The 16,471-nt window shown below is 73.6% G+C and carries 19 protein-coding genes; 14 read left to right on the top strand and 5 right to left on the bottom strand.

Annotation, left to right across the window (positions count from 1 at the left end):
• The first annotated feature begins 109 nt into the window (after window positions 1–109).
• Genes JX575_RS10310 through JX575_RS10300 form a run of 3 tightly spaced genes read left to right on the top strand, consistent with a single transcriptional unit; the run spans window position 110 to window position 1,710 of the window.
• Entirely contained in the window at window positions 110–373 is a 264-nt protein-coding gene (locus JX575_RS10310; RefSeq protein WP_186342677.1) for a phosphoribosyl-ATP diphosphatase, read from the top strand.
• 19 nt (window positions 374–392) lie between these two features.
• Window positions 393–1,238, top strand: coding sequence for an ATP phosphoribosyltransferase (gene hisG / locus JX575_RS10305; protein ID WP_186342678.1), 846 nt, complete (start codon window positions 393–395; stop codon window positions 1,236–1,238).
• A complete protein-coding gene (locus JX575_RS10300; protein WP_186342679.1) occupies window positions 1,222–1,710 on the top strand; it encodes a PH domain-containing protein in 489 nt (162 codons plus the stop codon). Before hisG ends, JX575_RS10300 begins: the two co-directional genes overlap by 17 nt.
• Here JX575_RS10300 and JX575_RS10295 read toward each other — a convergent pair.
• The 4 genes from JX575_RS10295 to JX575_RS10280 form a co-directional block, all read right to left on the bottom strand.
• Entirely contained in the window at window positions 1,707–2,624 is a 918-nt protein-coding gene (locus JX575_RS10295) for an aldose 1-epimerase family protein (RefSeq protein WP_186342680.1), read from the bottom strand. The genes JX575_RS10300 and JX575_RS10295 overlap by 4 nt on opposite strands.
• 82 nt (window positions 2,625–2,706) lie before the next feature.
• Entirely contained in the window at window positions 2,707–3,261 is a 555-nt protein-coding gene (locus JX575_RS10290; protein ID WP_186342681.1) for a 4-amino-4-deoxy-L-arabinose transferase, read from the bottom strand.
• Window positions 3,261–4,478 (bottom strand): amino acid deaminase/aldolase, encoded by a 1,218-nt coding sequence (locus tag JX575_RS10285; protein WP_206054359.1) that lies wholly within the window; start codon window positions 4,476–4,478, stop codon window positions 3,261–3,263. Before JX575_RS10285 ends, JX575_RS10290 begins: the two co-directional genes overlap by 1 nt.
• On the bottom strand, window positions 4,475–4,933 hold the full coding sequence (locus tag JX575_RS10280; RefSeq protein ID WP_186342707.1) for a cellulose synthase: 459 nt from the start codon (window positions 4,931–4,933) through the stop codon (window positions 4,475–4,477). The genes JX575_RS10285 and JX575_RS10280 overlap by 4 nt, the downstream gene beginning before the upstream one ends.
• A gap of 97 nt (window positions 4,934–5,030) precedes the next feature.
• On the opposite strand from JX575_RS10280, the gene JX575_RS10275 reads away from it, so the two are divergent.
• The 5 genes from JX575_RS10275 (at window position 5,031) to JX575_RS10255 (ending at window position 8,097) form a co-directional block, all read left to right on the top strand.
• Entirely contained in the window at window positions 5,031–5,546 is a 516-nt protein-coding gene (locus tag JX575_RS10275) for an SseB family protein (protein WP_241005101.1), read from the top strand.
• 266 nt (window positions 5,547–5,812) lie between these two features.
• Window positions 5,813–6,538 (top strand): translation initiation factor IF-3, encoded by a 726-nt coding sequence (gene infC, locus JX575_RS10270; RefSeq protein WP_313960531.1) that lies wholly within the window; start codon window positions 5,813–5,815, stop codon window positions 6,536–6,538.
• 113 nt (window positions 6,539–6,651) lie between these two features.
• Entirely contained in the window at window positions 6,652–6,864 is a 213-nt protein-coding gene (locus tag JX575_RS10265; protein WP_056909573.1) for a 50S ribosomal protein L35, read from the top strand.
• Window positions 6,865–6,928: 64 nt separating this feature from the next.
• Entirely contained in the window at window positions 6,929–7,315 is a 387-nt protein-coding gene (gene rplT, locus JX575_RS10260; RefSeq protein ID WP_186342683.1) for a 50S ribosomal protein L20, read from the top strand.
• A gap of 5 nt (window positions 7,316–7,320) precedes the next feature.
• Window positions 7,321–8,097, top strand: a complete 777-nt coding sequence (locus tag JX575_RS10255; protein ID WP_206054358.1) for an RNA methyltransferase — start codon at window positions 7,321–7,323, stop codon at window positions 8,095–8,097.
• A gap of 15 nt (window positions 8,098–8,112) precedes the next feature.
• On the opposite strand, the gene JX575_RS10250 is transcribed toward JX575_RS10255, so the two are convergent.
• Window positions 8,113–9,090 carry a WYL domain-containing protein gene (locus JX575_RS10250; protein ID WP_186342684.1) on the bottom strand — a complete coding sequence of 326 codons (978 nt, stop codon included), beginning with the start codon at window positions 9,088–9,090 and terminating at the stop codon, window positions 8,113–8,115.
• 78 nt (window positions 9,091–9,168) lie between these two features.
• Here JX575_RS10250 and JX575_RS10245 point away from each other — a divergent pair, with 78 nt between their 5' ends.
• The 6 genes from JX575_RS10245 (at window position 9,169) to pheS (ending at window position 16,467) form a co-directional block, all read left to right on the top strand.
• Window positions 9,169–10,314 carry an epoxide hydrolase family protein gene (locus JX575_RS10245; protein ID WP_186342685.1) on the top strand — a complete coding sequence of 382 codons (1,146 nt, stop codon included), beginning with the start codon at window positions 9,169–9,171 and terminating at the stop codon, window positions 10,312–10,314.
• A gap of 102 nt (window positions 10,315–10,416) precedes the next feature.
• Window positions 10,417–10,695, top strand: coding sequence for a DUF4031 domain-containing protein (locus JX575_RS10240; RefSeq protein ID WP_186342686.1), 279 nt, complete (start codon window positions 10,417–10,419; stop codon window positions 10,693–10,695).
• 20 nt (window positions 10,696–10,715) lie between these two features.
• Complete coding sequence (locus tag JX575_RS10235) at window positions 10,716–11,804, top strand: ATP-binding protein (RefSeq protein ID WP_241005100.1); 1,089 nt, start codon at window positions 10,716–10,718, stop codon at window positions 11,802–11,804.
• Between the two features lie 69 nt (window positions 11,805–11,873).
• Window positions 11,874–12,584, top strand: a complete 711-nt coding sequence (locus JX575_RS10230; protein WP_186342687.1) for a response regulator transcription factor — start codon at window positions 11,874–11,876, stop codon at window positions 12,582–12,584.
• Window positions 12,581–15,199 carry a DUF4153 domain-containing protein gene (locus tag JX575_RS10225; RefSeq protein WP_186342688.1) on the top strand — a complete coding sequence of 873 codons (2,619 nt, stop codon included), beginning with the start codon at window positions 12,581–12,583 and terminating at the stop codon, window positions 15,197–15,199. The genes JX575_RS10230 and JX575_RS10225 overlap by 4 nt, the downstream gene beginning before the upstream one ends.
• 155 nt (window positions 15,200–15,354) lie before the next feature.
• Window positions 15,355–16,467, top strand: coding sequence for a phenylalanine--tRNA ligase subunit alpha (gene pheS, locus JX575_RS10220; protein WP_186342689.1), 1,113 nt, complete (start codon window positions 15,355–15,357; stop codon window positions 16,465–16,467).
• Window positions 16,468–16,471: the final 4 nt, after the last annotated feature.

Raw genomic sequence — 16,471 nt, 5'->3', positions numbered from 1 at the left:
GGGAGCCCCTGAGGGGAGGTCGTCGTCGGGAGGACCCTCCGCGCGCACTGACGCCGGGGACCGGACCGGTGGCCCGGGACGCACCCGGCAGCACCTAGGCTAGGGCCTCGTGAAGACGTTCGAGGAGCTGTGGGCGGAGCTGTCCGCCAAGGCCGAGGAGCGCCCCGAGGGGTCCGGCACGGTCCGCCAGCTCGACGCCGGGGTCCATGCGATCGGCAAGAAGCTCCTGGAGGAGGCCGCCGAGTCCTGGATGGCCGCCGAGCACGAGGGCAAGGACGCCACCGCCCTCGAGATCAGCCAGCTGCTCTATCACGCGCAGGTGCTGATGCTCGCCTCCGGCCTGACCCTCGACGACGTCTACGCCCACCTGTGAGAGCCCCGGTGACCTTCGCATGACCCTCCGCATCGCCATCCCCAACAAGGGATCGCTGTCCCAGGCAGCCACCGACATCCTCCGCGAGTCCGGCTACCGCCAGCGCAGCGACTCCAAGGAGCTCGCGCTCGTCGACACCGAGAACGACGTCGAGTTCTTCTACCTCCGGCCGCGCGACATCGCCCTCTACGTCGGCGAGGGCACCCTCGACGTCGGCATCACCGGGCGCGACCTGCTGCTCGACTCGGGCGCCAAGGCGGAGGAGGTCATGACGCTCGGCTTCGGCCGCTCCCGCTTCCACTTCGCCGGCCCCGTGGGCCGCTACACCTCGCTGGCCGACCTCGAGGGGCTGCGGATCGCGACGTCGTACGTCGGCGTGGTCGAGGACTACCTGTTCCGCCACGGCATCACCGCCACGGTCACCCGCCTCGACGGGGCGGTCGAGACCAGCATCCAGCTCGGGGTCGCGGACGTGATCGCCGACGTCGTGGAGACCGGCTCGACGCTGCGCGCCGCGGGCCTGGAGACCTTCGGCGAGGTCATCCTCGACTCGCAGGCGGTGCTGATCACCCGCGGCGGCGAGGTGCCCGACGACTTCGAGATCTTCCGCCGCCGGATCGAGGGCGTGCTCGTGGCGCGCAGCTTCGTGATGATGGACTACGACATCGAGGAGGAGCACCTCGACCGGGCCACCGAGCTGGCGCCGGGTCGCGAGGGTCCCACGATCTCCCCGCTCGGCAAGCCGGGCTGGGTCGCCGTGCGCGTGATGGTGCCGCGGGCCGGGTCGCAGCGCCTGATGGACGAGCTCTGGTCGATCGGCGCCCGCGCGATCCTGCTGACGGACATCCATGCCTGCCGCCTCTGAGGGCCCGGAGGGCCGCCCGCCGGTCCCCGACGCCGACCTGCCCCGCACGTGGCGCCCCATGGGCGTGCGCCTCGCCGTCGTCGGGTTCGGCCTGGTGCTGCTCGTGGTCTGCGCCGCCGCCTGGATCGGCTTCGGCGACGAGACCCGCGCGAAGTTCAACATCCTCCAGCGACTCACCCTCCTCGCCATGGGGGCGGGGTTCGGGGTGATCGGCTGGGCCCTGGGCCGCGCGCGGGTGACCGCCGAGCGCGCCGGTCTGGTCGTGGTCAACGGCTTCCGCACCCGGCGGCTGGCCTGGGAGCAGGTGGTCGCCGTGCACCTGCGGTCCGGGGCTCCCTGGGCGACGCTCGACCTCGCCGACGGCACCTCCGTCTCGGCGATGGCGTTCCAGGGCTCCGACGGCAAGGCCGCTCGGGACGGCGTGCGCGAGCTGCGCGCCCTGATCGACCGCGCTGGCTCCGAGGGGAGCTAGTCGGCGGGCAGCACGACCTGGATGCCCCACGACACCGACAGCTCGTCGCCCGGCGTGCCCGCCGGGGCGAGGGTGGCCACGTCGGTGCCGGAGTTGAACGCGTCGGCCGGGGCGGTCATCGGCTCGACCGCCAGCGCCGGACGCGTCCCCTCGGCGGGCGGGGTGAAGACCTGCAGCCAGCGGTGGTGCTCGTCGGCCCACAGCGCCACGCCACGGCCCTCGGTCGGCTCCACCAGGGTCACCCGGACCCGTCCGTCGACGTGCTCGAGCCCGCCGAGGCCGTCGTCCAGCACGGCGTCGCCGACCCGGCGCCCCGAGCGGAAGTCGTACGCCCCGCTCACGGGCTCGGTGCCGGTCGGGATCCTGCTCTCGTCGAGCACCACCCGGGTCCGGGCCGGGATGGTCAGCTCGAGGTCCTCGACGGCATCGCCGGCGCAGAGGTAGGGGTGCGCCCCACTGGCGTAGGGGGCGGGCTCGGGGGACAGGTTGGTGGCGGTCTGGGTGACCACGAGGCCGTCGGCCGACAGGTCGTAGAGGACGTGCAGGTCGAGCGCCCAGGGATAGCCGGTCTGTGCCATCAGGCGGTGCACCAGGGACACCGAGGTGCTGGTGTGCTCCTCCACCGTCCAGGGCGCCCAGCGCACCAGCCCGTGCGACGCGTTGCCGGTGGCGGGGTCGGTCAGGCCGAGCTGCAGCTCGCGGCCGCCGAACGAGTAGCGTCCCCGGCGGATGCGGTTGGGCCAGGGCATGAGCAGCTGGCCGCGTCCGCCGCTCGACATCGCGGTGCGGTCGAAGCCGTGCACCAGGTCGCGGCCGTGGTGCCGCAGGACCCGCAGCGCCGCGCCGCCCTCGGTGACCACCGCGGTGTAGCCGGCTGCCGAGATCTCGTACTGCTCACCGCTGGGGAAGACCATGGCGGCCACCCTAGGCATCACGATCCCCCGCGACGGGCACCGCCACGCGCGACGACCGGGCGGGACGTCGTACGCCCTCGCGTCAGCCGGTGACGACCACGAGGTCCGCGTGGGCGCGGGTCTCCAGGCGGTCGTGCAGCGCCTGCTCGTCGAGGCGCCACTGCTCCCAGTGCGCGAGCATCGCCCCGCCGTCTCGGGCGGTCCAGCGAGCCAGTCGCACGTCGGCGGCGGCCTCGACCCACACCAGCAGGCCGGCCAGGTCGGCGATCGCGGGCGACCACGACCCGACGCCCTCGAGCACCAGCAGGCCGCCCGGCTCGACGACGCGCTCCTCGGCCCAGGCGTCGGCGTGCCAGTCCCACCGCCGCCAGCGCCCGTCCCGGCCCGCGGCCAGCGGGCGCAGCAGGCCCTCGACGGTCGCGGGCAGGCCGGGCAGGCCGGACCAGCCCTCGAGCAGCTCGTCGCAGTGCACGACGGTGGCCCCGGGGGCGACGCCGGCCAGCGCCTCGGCCAGCGTGGTCTTGCCCGACCCGGCGGGACCGTCGACGCACACCAGCCGGCCCGGCCCGAGTGTCGGCGGTGCCGCCTGCACCCGCTCGACGACCTCCCGGGCGACCTCGCGGGGGTCGACCCCCATCAGAACGCCTGGTCGCAGCCGCGGTAGGACGGCACGACGTCGGTGACCACGTCACCGCGCACCAGGTGCACGTCGCGGACGTGCTCGAACAGCTCGCCGGACTTGGCGTGGCGGAACCAGACCAGGTCGCCGATCGCGAGGGTGGCCGCCGCGTGCCCGACCAGGGGCGTCTGCACCTCGCCGGCCCCCTCCAGCGAGGTCAGCCGGAGCCCGGGCGGCGCCCACGGCACGGGGGAGCGGTCGGCACCGGTCGCGCCGCTCGCGACGAGGCCGCCGCCGTGCACGGTGGCCGTCGTCGGGTCGGGCCGGCGGGTGACAGGGAGGCCGAAGAACGCGGCCGGGCGGGGCTCGAACGACGCGTAGTGGTCGAAGATCCGCGGCACCAGCAGGCCGGAGCCGGCCGCGATCTCGGTGACGGCGCCGTCGGCGGCCGTGGCCTCCACGGAGCCGGTGCCACCCCCGTTCCAGAACTCCAGCTCAACCAGTGGGGCCAGGGCCTCGGCGATCTCCCGGCGGCGCCCCTCGAGCTGGGACATCGACGCCCGCTTGAGCCTGCGGACCACCATCGACCGGGCCCGCTGCTCCGGCACGGTGTCCTGCACCCCGGCCACCTGGCCCTCGTAGGTCATCACGCCGACCAGCCGGAAGCCGTCGCGCTCGACGACGGTGCGGGCCAGGGCGACCACGTCGGCCGTGTCGAACAGCGGCGACCGCTTCGGCCCGATGTGGCGCCCGCCGAGCCGCAGGCCGGCGTCGACGTCGAGCGCGACGCGCACCGGCACCGCGCGCGAGGCGCGGGTGGCGTCGACGGCGTCGAGGTGGGCCGGGTCGTCGACCATGAGGGTGATGGCGGCGGCCGCGGACGGCGAGGACGCCAGGCGGGACAGCGCACCGGCATCCACCGACGGGTAGGCGACCACGATGTCGTCGCTGACGCCCGTCTCGTGGAGCCAGAGCGCCTCGCGGACGGTGTAGGCGAGCACGCCGGAGAAGCCGTCGTGGGCGAGGGCCCGCCGGATCAGGGAGGGCACCCGCAGCGACTTCGACGCGACCCGGACCGGCTTGCCGCCCGCGCGCCTCACGAGGTCGGCGGCATTGGCGTCGAACGCGTCGAGGTCGACCACCGCGATCGGCGTCGGCGGCGGCTCGGGGAGCGTGGCCACCGCCGCGGTGAGCCGCGACCAGAGGCGGTTGCGCTCGACGAGCGGGTCGCTCACTCGATGCCGCGCTTGCGCAGCAGTGCCTCGATGTCGGCCATCTCGTCGTCGACCGCCGGCTTGGAGGTGGGGCCGGTCCGGGTGGAGGACGCCTCGGGGAGCGAGCCGCGGCGTCCGGTGCGGCCCGGCGCGGCGTCGCCGGCCTGGGCGCGGGCGAGCTGGCGGTCGCGGATGAAGCCGCTGACCACCCAGAGGACCAGCGCCAGGCCGGCCAGCCCGACGCCGGCCCAGGTGCGGACGTCGAAGACCAGGCTGGTCGCCCAGTCGGTGACCGACCCGGCGATGTCGACGACCATCTCGAGGGTGCCGGTCAGCCAGGCGGCCGCGGGCAGGAGCGTGAAGCCCATCGCGCGGAGCCCGTTGGCGGCTCCGCGGCGGCGGAACGCGATCCACGTCCAGATGGCACCCGCCACGGTGAGTGCGGCGGTCAGAGCGGCCCAGGTTGTCCCTTCCACGGGCCCAGAGTCCCACAACCGACCACACCTCCGTGACAATGGCCGCGTGCACCACGACGACCGAGACCCCGCCGGCCCCCCGGATCAGGAGCCGCTCGTGCGGACCATCCCCGACCCGGGGTTCGCCGACGACACCGGCGCCGGCGACCCGCGACTGGCCGGCCTGCTGGCCGCGCACGCGTCGGGTCAGGCCTCGTCCGGCGACGTGCTCACCGCCCTGCAGGATGCACGGCTGCTCGTCCCGGTCGTGGCGATCCTCGGCGAGGTCGAGGTCGACGACCAGGGGCTGGCCCACGACAAGACCTCCGACATGGCCGCGGTGCTGGTGCGGGCGGCGGACGGCAGCACGGGCCTGCTGGCGTTCACCTCCACCGAGACCATGGCGCGGTGGGACCCGCAGGCGCGACCGGTGCCGGTCACGGCGGCCACCGCCGCCACCGCGGCCGTGCAGGACGGGGCCGAGGCACTGCTGGTCGACCTCGCCGGCCCCGCGACGTACGTCGTCGACGGCGACGACCTCACCCGGCTGGCCGCCGGGTGGCGGCTGGTCGCGATCGGCGACGACCCGGAGAGTGGGGGCGGGCACGGCTGGATTGGGCCCTCCACGGAATGATCCGCTACCCTTTCGTGTTGACCGATCAGTGACGCGCAGCACCACCGTGCGACACCGATCCCGCCAAGCGGAGTCGAGCACCACCCGTCTCCCACCCGCATCGATCGCCCTGCACCACAGATCGTCGGGTCCGGTCCAGTGACACCACCGTCGTGAGACGGATGTGACCACCCAGCCTTCCCCTCGTGGGGGACGCGTCGTGACTGGCTCCCGCTTGGCAACAGCGGGAGCCACTGTTCATTTCCCGCACCGGAGATCCACGACCGGTGCGACAGGGGCTCCCATCCATCCGAACCACTGGAGGACTCATCAGCACCGAGCTGCGCATCAACGACCGGATCCGCGTACCCGAGGTCCGGCTCGTAGGACCCAACGGCGAGACCGTTGGCATCGTGCCGACCGACCAGGCACTCAAGCTGGCCCAGGAGGCCGACCTCGACCTCGTCGAGATCGCCCCGCAGGGACGCCCCCCGGTCTGCAAGCTCATGGACTACGGCAAGTTCAAGTACGAGAACGCCCAGAAGGCTCGTGAGGCGCGCCGCAACCAGACGAACGTGATCATCAAGGAGATGAAGCTTCGTCCCAAGATCGACTCGCACGACTACGAGACCAAGAAGGGTCACGTCGTGCGGTTCCTCGGCGCCGGCGACAAGGTCAAGATCACGATCATGTTCCGTGGTCGCGAGCAGCACCGCCCCGAGCTCGGCTTCCGGCTCCTCCAGAAGCTCGCGGAGGACGTGCAGGACCTGGGCTTCGTCGAGTCCTCTCCCAAGCAGGACGGCCGCAACATGACCATGGTCCTCGGCCCGCACAAGAAGAAGGCCGACGCCAAGATCGACGCCGAGGCCGCTCGCGCCACCAAGGAGCAGGCGCGTGCCGACCGCAAGGCCGAGGAGGACGCCGAGCGCGAGGCGGCCCACGCCGCCGGACCGGTGGCCCAGAAGAAGGAGCGTGGCCGCTCCGAGAACCTGGACCCTGAGATCGAGGCCTGAGCGAAGCGAAGGGCTCGATCGAGCAGGTCGCGGCGGAGCCGTGACAACAGCCTGAGCACGGGCCGCTCACCCCCAGCAGACCACGAACCACGCACAAGGAAGTTGAGGCAGACATGCCGAAGAACAAGACCCACTCGGGCGCCAAGAAGCGCTTCAAGGTGACCGGCTCGGGCAAGATCATGCGCCTGCAGGCCGGCCGCAAATCCGGCGCCGCGTTCGCGTCCGCGCCGACGACGGGCAGCCGCAAGAAGCACCGCCGCAACGCCGGCATGGTCGAGCTCGAGCCCGGCGACGTCAAGCGCGCCAAGAAGATGCTCGGCATCTGAGCCTCACCCCTGGTGGCCCAGCCGCCGACCTTCCCGACTTTCCCCTGCACCAAGGAGTAGCACCATGGCACGCGTCAAGCGCGCAGTGAACGCCCAGAAGAAGCGTCGTACCACCCTCGAGCGCGCCAGCGGTTACCGCGGCCAGCGCTCGCGGCTCTACCGCAAGGCCAAGGAGCAGGTCACCCACTCCCTGGTCTACAGCTACAACGACCGCCGCAAGAACAAGGGCAACTTCCGCAAGCTGTGGATCCAGCGCATCAACGCCGCTGCCCGCGCCAACGGGATGACCTACAACCGCTTCATCCAGGGCCTCGGCCTGGCCGGCATCGAGGTCGACCGCAAGATCCTCGCCGAGCTCGCCGTCCACGACGCCCCGGCCTTCGCCGCGCTCGTCGAGGCCGCCAAGGCCGCGCTGCCCGACGACGTCAACGCGCCCAAGGTCTCCGCCTGAGCAACATGCAGCCCCTCTCCGCGAGCAACGCTCGCGTCAAGGAGGCTCGCAAGCTGAGCCGCCGTTCGGTACGCACCGAGCGGCGGCTCTTCCTTGCCGACGGGCCCAAGGCGGTCGAGGGCGCGCTCGGCGTGGACGGCTGCGTCGTGGAGGTGTTCGCGACGACCTCCGCGCTCGACCAGCACGCCGCGCTCCTCGCGACCGCTCCGGTCACCCTGGTCGACGAGCGGGCCCTCGCCTCGCTGTCCGACTCGGTGTCGCCGGCCGGTGTGGTCGCGGTGTGCCGCCCCGTCGACGCCCCGCTCGAGCACGTGGTCGCGGCATCGCCGCGCCTGCTCGCCGTCTGCGCCGACGTGCGCGACCCGGGCAACGCCGGCACCGTGATCCGCACCGCCGACGCGGCGGGCGCGGACGCCGTCGTGCTCGCCGGGCACTCGGTCGACGCCTACAACCCCAAGACCGTGCGCAGCACCGTCGGCAGCCTCTTCCACCTGCCGCTCGCGGTCGAGCCCGACGCCGCCGCCGTGGTGCGCGCGGCGCAGGCGCGCGGCCTGACGGTGCTCGCCGCCGACGGCGCGGGCGAGGTCGACCTCTTCGAGGCGGACCTCACCGGACCCACCGCATGGCTCTTCGGCAACGAGGCCTGGGGCCTGCCCGACGAGCTGGCCGCCCTGGCCGACCACCGCGTCGCCATCCCGATCCACGGGCGGGCCGAGAGCCTCAACCTGTCGACCGCCGCCGCGGTGTGCCTCTACGCCAGCGCGCGCGCCCAGCACCGCTGAGCGCCGGCGGGGCCCTCACCGCGGCGTGACGGCGCCGGCGTACCTCGTGGCGAGCGTCGCGACGTGCCCGACCAGCTCCGGCGGCGAGTCGACGTGGAAGTCGAGGCCGAGCATCCCGATCCACACCGCGACCATCTCGAGACTGTCCGCCCCGGTGACCAGGACGCTGTGGTCGTCGTCCACCGTCTCGACGACGCCCACGGTCGGGTTGATCCGACCGAGCACCTCCTCGGCGGGGGCGTCGACCGCGATGCGGCAGTGCACCGACCATCCCGAGAACGCCACCTCGCGCAGGACGAACGCCGCGTAGTCGCCGCCCTCCAGCGGGTCGGGTGCGAAGCGCCCCGCACCGGGCGTGCGCAGCTCGAGCCAGTCGGCGCGGTAGGCGTGCCAGGCACCGTCGGTGCGGCGCCGGGCCACGACGTACCACCGCTCCTGCCAGCTCACGAGCCGGTAGGGGTCCGCCTCGACCCGCTCCTCGAGCCCTGCGCCGCCGGGCCGGTAGCGCAGGCGGAGCCCTTCGTGGTCGCGGACCGCCGCGGCGAGGTCGGCCAGCAGCCCGACGTCGACCACGGGGGCGACGACGTTGGTGGCGGTGTTGGCCGGACCCACGTCGGTGCTCTCGTGCACGGCGCGCACGCGCCGGCGCAGGCCGTCGGGCAGCACCTGTTCGAGCTTGGCCAGTGCGAGGGCGCTCGGCTCCTCGAGGCCGCGCACGGTCGCGGCGCTGCTCAGCCCGACGGCCACGGCCACGGCCTCGTCGGCCTCGAGCAGCAGCGGCGGCAGCCGACCGTGGTCGCGGAAGCGGTAGCCGCCGGCGGGCCCGCGCACCGAGTCGATCGGGTAGCCGAGCTCGCGGAGCCGCTCGACGTCCTTGCGCACCGTGCGCTCACCGACGCCGAGCCGGTGCGCGAGGTCGCTGGCCGACACGACCGCTCGCGCCTGCAGCAGACCCAGCAGCGCGAGCAGGCGAGAGGATGTCGGGAGCGGCACGGGACCTCCACGATCTTCTCGCCGAACGAGGGGAAGTACCGGAACGAAGGGTGCCGGATCCCTTCCTACCGTACCGGCATGACCTCTCACCAGAACCCGAACCCGAGCACGAACCCGAGCTCCACCACGGCCAGCCTCGACCTGCGCCCCTTCACCGTCGACGTCCCGCAGGACGCGATCGACGACCTCTACGCCCGCCTCGACCGGACCCGCTACGCCGCCGAGCCGGCCGACACCGCCGGCACCCACGACTGGTCGGCCGGCGCGCCGGTCGCCTGGCTGCGAGAGATGGTCGCCCACTGGCGCGGCGACTTCGACTGGCGGGCGCAGGAGCAGCGGATGAACGCCTACCCGCAGTTCCTCACCGAGATCGACGGGCAGACCGTGCACCTTGTCCACGTCCGGTCCGCCAACGAGGACGCGACGCCGTTGCTGCTGCTGCACACCTACCCGGGGTCATTCGCCGAGTTCCTCGACCTGGTCCCGCACCTCACCGACGACTTCCACCTGGTCATCCCGTCCCTTCCCGGGATCGGGTTCAGCCAGCCGCTGGCGGACGGCGCGTGGGACTCCCCGCGCATCGCGCGGGCCTGGAACACCCTGATGCGCGGCCTCGGCTACGAGTCCTACGGCGCCCACGGCTCCGACAACGGCGCGATCGTCTCGCGCGAGCTGGCGATGCTCGCCCCGGAGGGCTTCCTCGGCGCCCACGTCCTACAGCTGTTCTCATTCCCCTCCGGCGACCCGGCCGAGTTCGAGAGGATGGCGCCCGCCGATTACGCCGCGCTCGAGTTCGCGGGCTGGTTCCAGACCGTCAACGGCTTCGCGACGATGAACGCCTCCCGCCCCCAGACCATCGCGGCAGCGCTCAGCGACTCGCCCGTGGGCCAGCTCGCCTACAACGAGCTGTTCGAGAGCTTCGGCACGGGCACGAGCCTGCTGAGCCGCGAGCAGGTGCTGACGCAGGTCAGCCTCTACTGGTTCACCAACAGCAGTGCCGGTGCGGCGCGGCTCTACCACGCCGACCGCGACGGCGAGCCCCGTGTCAACGAGGGACGGATCGGGGTCGCGGTGTTCGCGGACGACTTCCGGTCGATGCGGCCCTTCGCCGAGCGCGACAACACGTTCCTCGCGTCCTGGACCGAGCACCCGCGTGGCGGGCACTTCGCCGCCATGGAGGTGCCCGAGGAGCTGGCCGCCGCGATCCGCGGGTTCTTCGCCTGAGCGATCCCACCTCCCACCTGCCGCAGCCGCGTACGGCATCGGTCGTACGCCGCTGCGGCACGCCCGGTCCGCGTCTCCGCGCATGTCCTAGGCTCGCGAGCGATGATCCTCATCGACCCGCCCGCCGTCCCGCGCTGGGACCGGCTCTGGTCGCACCTGGCCAGCGACACCTCCTACGACGAGGTGCACGCCTTCGCCGCGTTCCACGGCGTCCCGGCCCGTGGCTGGGACCGCGACCACTACGACGTGCCGGCCGACGCCTACGACGCGCTCGTGGCCGCCGGCGCCGTGCCGGTGTCCTCACGCGAGCTCGCGCTGGCACTGCGCGCCGCCGGCCTGCGCCGGCCCAAGCCGGCGGGGCGCGGCACCCGCGACCGCTGACGCTGACTAGGGTGCGGAGGGTGTCCGCCGACCAGAACGCGCCACGCCACCGGGTGGACTCCGCCCGCCCGAGCCGGCTGCGGGAGCTCGCCGACTTCTACCCCGACGGCATCCTGGGCGCGAGCCGCACGGGCGTGGTGACGCTCCTCAACGCGCAGGGCGCCGCACTGCTCGGTGTCGACGCCGAGCAGGCGCGCGGCCTCCCGCTGCCCGACGTGCTGCGCCTGCTCGACCAGGACGGGCGCACCTGGCTCGACGTCAACCGGCCGTTCGACGCCATCTCCATCACCCGCGGCGTGCCCGAGCAGTCCTGGCTCAACGCCAGCGGGGAGGAGGTGCTCACCACCGCCCGGCTGGTGCGGGAGGGCAGGCGCGGTCCCGTCGTCGGGATCGCCGTCGGGCTGCGCAGCGGCCGGGGCCGGGCACGTCTCGACCGCGACCGCTCAGACCTGGTCGCGACCGTCGCCCACGAGCTCCGCTCGCCGCTGACCGGCGTGAAGGGCTTCGTGCAGGCGCTGCTCAACCGCTGGGACAAGCTCAGCGACGACCAGCGCAAGCTGATGCTCACCACCGTCAACGCCGACGCCGACCGGCTCTCGCGGCTGATCGCCGAGCTGCTCGACGTGGCGCGCATCGACACCGGTCGCCTCCAGCTCTACCCGCGCGAGGTCTCCGCGGAGGTGCTGGTGCGCCGCGTCGTCGAGTCGATCGAGGCGGGCACGTCGCGCGGGATCTCCCTCGAGGTGGAGCCCGGCCTGCCCGAGGTGTTCGCCGACCCCGACAAGTTCACGCAGGTCGTCACCAACCTCGTGGAGAACGCCGTCCGCCACGGCCAGGGGCACGTGCGGGTCCGCGTCGGTGCCTCCGACACCCTCGACGGCGTCCGGATCACCGTCGACGACGAGGGCGACGGCATCCCGGCCGAGCTGCGACGCCGGGTCTTCACCAAGTTCTGGACCACCGGCGACGCCGGCGGCAGCGGGCTGGGCATGTACATCGTCGGCGGGCTCTCGCGTGCCCACGGCGGCTGGGTCACCATCGACGACGCGCCCGGAGGCGGTGCCCGCGTGATGGTCGACTGGCCGAGCGAGGACCGCCGACCTGTCTGAGGCGCACCTCCACACAACCTCCACGAGTCGTCCCCGGCCTCGCCACGCCCGCGCTCCTAGGGTCGAGCCATGACGCTCCGCACCGCTGCGAGAACCGCCCTGGTGGTCGAGGACGACCGCACCATCAACGACGCGCTCGCCCAGCGCCTGCGCGCCGAGGGCTACGCCGTCGAGCAGGCCTTCGACGGCCCGTCGGCGGTCGACCTGGCCGCCACCGTGCGCCCCGACGTCGTGCTGCTCGACGTGATGCTGCCGGGCTTCGACGGCCTGGAGGTGTGCCGCCGGATCCAGGCGACGCGCCCCGTGCCCGTGCTGATGCTCACCGCCCGCGACGACGAGGCCGACGTCCTCGTGGGTCTCGGGGTGGGGGCCGACGACTACCTCACCAAGCCCTTCTCGATGCGTGAGGTCGTGGCCCGGGTCGCCGCCCTGCTGCGGCGCGTGGAGCGCGCGGCCGCCCTCGCCGACGAGCGGCCGTCGGCCGTCGAGGTGGGAGGGGTGCGCATCGACCCCGGCACCAGGCGTACGACGGTCGCGGGGGACCCGGTGCACCTCACGCCGACCGAGTTCGACCTGCTCCTGTGCCTGGCGCGGGTGCCCGGTCAGGTGCTGAGCCGCGAACGGCTCCTGCGCGACGTCTGGGACTGGGGCGACGCCTGGGCGAGCGCCAGCGCGACCCGCACCGTCGACAGTCACGTCAAGGCGCTGCGCAGCAAGGTGGGGGCCGCGCGGATCCGCACCGTCCACGGTGTCGGCTACGCGCTCGAGGTGCTGCCGTGAGCGGCTGGCTCGACACCGTCTCCAGCCTCAAGGTCAAGCTCGGCCTGCTCGTGGTCGCGTCCGTCGTCACCGCCGTCCTGCTCACGCTCCTCGGCTCGGCCGCCGGTGTCTCGCCCGTCCTCGTGCTGCCCGTCAGCGTCGCCCTCGCGCTCGGTGTCACCCAGCTCCTCGCCGCGGGGATGGTCGCGCCGCTGCGCCGGATGACCGAGGTGTCGCGGGCGATGGCCCGCGGCGACTACACCGGTCGCGTGCGGACGACCGCCACCGACGAGGTCGGCCAGCTCGCCCTGGCGTTCAACCGCATGGCGGAAGACCTGGCGACGGTCGACCGCGAGCGCCGCGACCTCATCGCGACCGTGTCCCACGAGCTGCGCACCCCGCTCACCGCGATGACCGCGCTGCTCGAGAACCTCGCCGACGGCGTCGTGCCCGCCGACCCACCCCACCTCGGCGCGGCGCTGGAGGAGGCGCGACGCCTCGGCCGGCTCGTCGAGGACCTGCTCCAGCTCTCGCGGCTCGAGGCGGGGGTGGTCGACCTCGATCGCCAGGACGTGGCGCTGCGCGCGCTCGTCTCGGACTCGGCGGCCCAGGTGCGCGCCGCCGGCGGGAGCGGGACCTTCGCGATCGACCTGGCCGAGGGGCTCGTAGTCCCCGGCGACCCGGCGCGGCTGCGCCAGCTCGTGACCAACGTGCTCGACAACGCCGTGCGCCACGCGCCCGCGGAGACGTCCGTGCGGGTCTCCGGCGGCGCCGCCGGCGACGGCTGGTGGCTCGAGGTCGTCGACGACGGCGGGGGAGTGGCACCCGAGGACCGAGACCGCGTGTTCGAGCGCTTCGGCACCGACGGCAGCGGCGGCACCGGCCTCGGGCTGGCGGTGGCGCGGTGGGTCGCCCAGCTCCACGGCGGCACGCTGCGCTTCCTCGACCCCGAGACGGGACAGGGCTCGCGGCTCCGCCTCGAGGTGCCCACCGCGCCGGCCCCGTCCCCGACCGCGGCTCGCTCCGGGACGCCGGCGGAGGGGTCCGCGCCGGCGCCGGCCGCGACCACGGCAGCACCTGCGGCGCACCCGTCCGCCCAGGCGGCCGTCCCTGGTCGCCCCCAGCCGGGGCTCGACGCGCTGTTCGGTCGCTTCTGGCCCGAGCGCGGCGCGCCGCACGGCCTGCTGACCGTGGCCGCCGCAGCGGGCGCCGGACTGGTCGCGGGCGTCGCCCTCTCCTTCACCGCGGTCGGCGTCTCGTGGACGCTGGTCGCCGTCGTCTGCGGAGCCGCGGCGCTGGCCACCGCCCGCCGTCGCCGCGAGCCCTGGACCCTGGCGTGCGCCGCCCTCGCCCTGCTGCTCGTGCTCCCGATGACCCTGCTCGACGCCTGGTGGATCCAGATGCTCGGCCTCGTCGCCGCCACGGCGGTGTTCCTGTGCGGGGTCACCGGTGCGCGTACGCTGCCCGGCTACGTGCTGACCGGCCTCGCGTGGCCGCTGGCGTCGGTGCGCGGCCTGCCCTGGTTCGGACGGACGCTGCGGATCGCCGGCACCGGCTCACGCACCCCGGCGGTCGTGCGGACGACGGTGTGGTCCCTGCTCGGCCTCGGCGTCTTCGGCACGATCTTCGCCAGCGCCAACCCCGTCTTCGGGTCGTGGGTCGACCAGCTCGTGCCCAACCTCACCTTCAACGACCTGGTCGGGCGGGCGTTCCTGGCCTGCTTCGTCTTCGCCGCCACGCTCGGCGCGGCCTACCTCGCGCTCAACCCGGCCGACGTCGAGGTGCTCTCCGGACGGCGGCCGGCCGCCCTGGCCAACCGGTTCGAGTGGCTGGTGCCGGTGCTCGTCGTCGACTCCGTGTTCGTCGCGTACATCGCCGCCGAGGCCCGCGCCCTCATCGGCGGACGCGACTACATCGAGGCCACGACCGGCCTCACCTACGCCGACTTCGTGCACCAGGGCTTCGGCCAGCTCACCCTCGCCACGGCGCTGACCGTGCTGGTCGTGTGGGTCGCCTCGCGGCGCGCGGGCGACACCGCCGAGGACCGCCGCTGGCTGCTCGGCTCCCTCGGCCTGCTGTGCGCGCTCACCCTGCTCGTGGTGGCCTCCGCGCTGCGCGGGATGAGCGTCTACCAGGACGCCTACGGCTTCACCACGCTGCGCGTCTTCGTCGACGTCTTCGAGGGGTGGCTCGGCTTCGTCGTGCTCTCGATCATGGTCGCCGGGGTCACCGGGCTCGGTCGCTGGCTGCCGCGGGTCGCCCTCGTCTCCGGCGCGGTCGCGCTCATCGGCCTCGCTGCGATCAACCCCGACGCGTGGGTCGCCGGGCGCAACCTCGACCGCTACGACGCGACCGGTGACCTCGACATCCGCTACCTCCAGGACCTCTCCGCCGACGCCGCCCCCGTGATCGCCGAGCGGCTGCCCGCCGACGTGGCCCGCTGCGCGCTGGAGCGCCTCCCGCTCAACGGGCTGTGGGCGGAGGTCGTCGACGACCCGCGGGCCTGGAACCTCGCGCGCGAGCGCGCCGAGCACGCGCTGCGCGATCTCGGGATGGTCGGCGCCTCGGGTCGCCCCGCACCCGCCTCCGGCGAGGGCGACGAGTGCGCCGCCGTGTGGAGCGCCTTCGAGGAGTAGCATCGTCGTCGTGCACACGAGCCTGCGATTTCCGAGCCCCGGACCTGTTCCGTCGGGCAGCTGACGCCACCGGGTCCGGGGAGTCCCCGTCCGACCCGACGCTCGTCCACTTCTAGACTCTGCGGCGAACCGATGTCGCCGCGCGAAAGGGAGCCATGTCCGGCCCCAACACCGACTACGACCCTGTCGAAGTGACCCCGCTCAAGGCCGACCAGGTCGAGGCGATGCGCGACGCGGCCCTCGCCGCCATCGCGGACGCCGCCGACCTCGACACCCTCAAGCAGGTCCGCCTCGACCACGCCGGCGACCGCTCGCCCCTTGCCCTGGCCAACCGTGAGATCGGCGCCCTGCCGCCGCAGGCGCGCAAGGAGGCCGGCCAGCGCGTCGGCCAGGCCCGCGGCGCGGTCAACCAGGCCCTCGCGGCTCGCCAGGCCGTGCTCGAGGCCGAGCATGAGGAGCGGATGCTGGTCGAGGAGACCGTCGACGTCTCCCTGCCGACCACGCGCCGGCGCCGCGGCGGCCGACACCCCCTGACCCTGCAGTCCGAGCTCATCGCCGACCTGTTCGTGGCCATGGGCTACGAGGTCGCGGAGGGCCCGGTGGTGGAGGCCGAGTGGCTCAACTTCGACGCCCTCAACCTCGGTCCCGACCACCCCGCCCGCACCATGCAGGACACGTTCTGGACCGAGCCCGCCGAGGACCACCTCGTGCTGCGCACGCAGACCTCGCCCGTCCAGGCGCGCACGATGCTCACCCGCACGCCACCGATCTACGTCGTGTGCCCGGGCCGCGTGTTCCGCACCGACGAGTACGACGCGACGCACTCGCCGATGTTCCACCAGGTCGAGGGCCTCGTCGTCGACGAGGGCATCACGATGGCCCACCTCAAGGGCACGCTCGACCACTTCGCCTCCCAGCTGTTCGGCGACGGGATCACGACGCGGTTCCGCCCGTCCTACTTCCCGTTCACCGAGCCGTCGGCCGAGGTCGACGTCCGCTGCTTCGTGTGCCGCGGCTCCGGCCTCGACGAGGCGGGCTCCGCCTCGTGCCGCACCTGCCGCGGCGAGGGCTGGATCGAGTGGGGCGGCTGCGGCGTGGTCAACCCGCGCGTGCTCGTCGCCTGCGGGGTCGACCCGCAGGTCTACAGCGGCTTCGCCTTCGGGATGGGCATCGACCGTTCGTTCATGTTCCGCCACGGGCTGGAGGACCTGCGCCCCCTCTTCGAGGGCGACGTCCGGTTCAGCAGCGCGTTCGGCACCGAGATCTGAGAGG

The sequence above is a fragment of the Nocardioides sp. zg-1228 genome (assembly GCF_017086465.1).
In the GTDB taxonomy this organism is placed as follows: Bacteria; Actinomycetota; Actinomycetes; order Propionibacteriales; family Nocardioidaceae; genus Nocardioides.
The sequence above is the reverse complement of the archived record's forward strand: the minus strand, read 5'-3'. Positions and strand labels throughout refer to the sequence as shown.

What these genes read in the sequence shown, in the direction of transcription:
- rplT (WP_186342683.1), top strand. Translation starts at nt 6,929, where the DNA reads ATGGCACGCGTCAAGCGCGCAGTGAACGCCCAGAAGAAGCGTCGTACC.
- JX575_RS10290 (WP_186342681.1), bottom strand. Translation starts at nt 3,261, where the DNA reads ATGGGGGTCGACCCCCGCGAGGTCGCCCGGGAGGTCGTCGAGCGGGTG.
- JX575_RS10245 (WP_186342685.1), top strand. Translation starts at nt 9,169, where the DNA reads ATGACCTCTCACCAGAACCCGAACCCGAGCACGAACCCGAGCTCCACC.
- JX575_RS10230 (WP_186342687.1), top strand. Translation starts at nt 11,874, where the DNA reads ATGACGCTCCGCACCGCTGCGAGAACCGCCCTGGTGGTCGAGGACGAC.
- JX575_RS10265 (WP_056909573.1), top strand. Translation starts at nt 6,652, where the DNA reads ATGCCGAAGAACAAGACCCACTCGGGCGCCAAGAAGCGCTTCAAGGTG.
- JX575_RS10240 (WP_186342686.1), top strand. Translation starts at nt 10,417, where the DNA reads ATGATCCTCATCGACCCGCCCGCCGTCCCGCGCTGGGACCGGCTCTGG.
- pheS (WP_186342689.1), top strand. Translation starts at nt 15,355, where the DNA reads ATGTCCGGCCCCAACACCGACTACGACCCTGTCGAAGTGACCCCGCTC.
- hisG (WP_186342678.1), top strand. Translation starts at nt 393, where the DNA reads ATGACCCTCCGCATCGCCATCCCCAACAAGGGATCGCTGTCCCAGGCA.
- JX575_RS10295 (WP_186342680.1), bottom strand. Translation starts at nt 2,624, where the DNA reads ATGGTCTTCCCCAGCGGTGAGCAGTACGAGATCTCGGCAGCCGGCTAC.
- JX575_RS10255 (WP_206054358.1), top strand. Translation starts at nt 7,321, where the DNA reads ATGCAGCCCCTCTCCGCGAGCAACGCTCGCGTCAAGGAGGCTCGCAAG.
- JX575_RS10300 (WP_186342679.1), top strand. Translation starts at nt 1,222, where the DNA reads ATGCCTGCCGCCTCTGAGGGCCCGGAGGGCCGCCCGCCGGTCCCCGAC.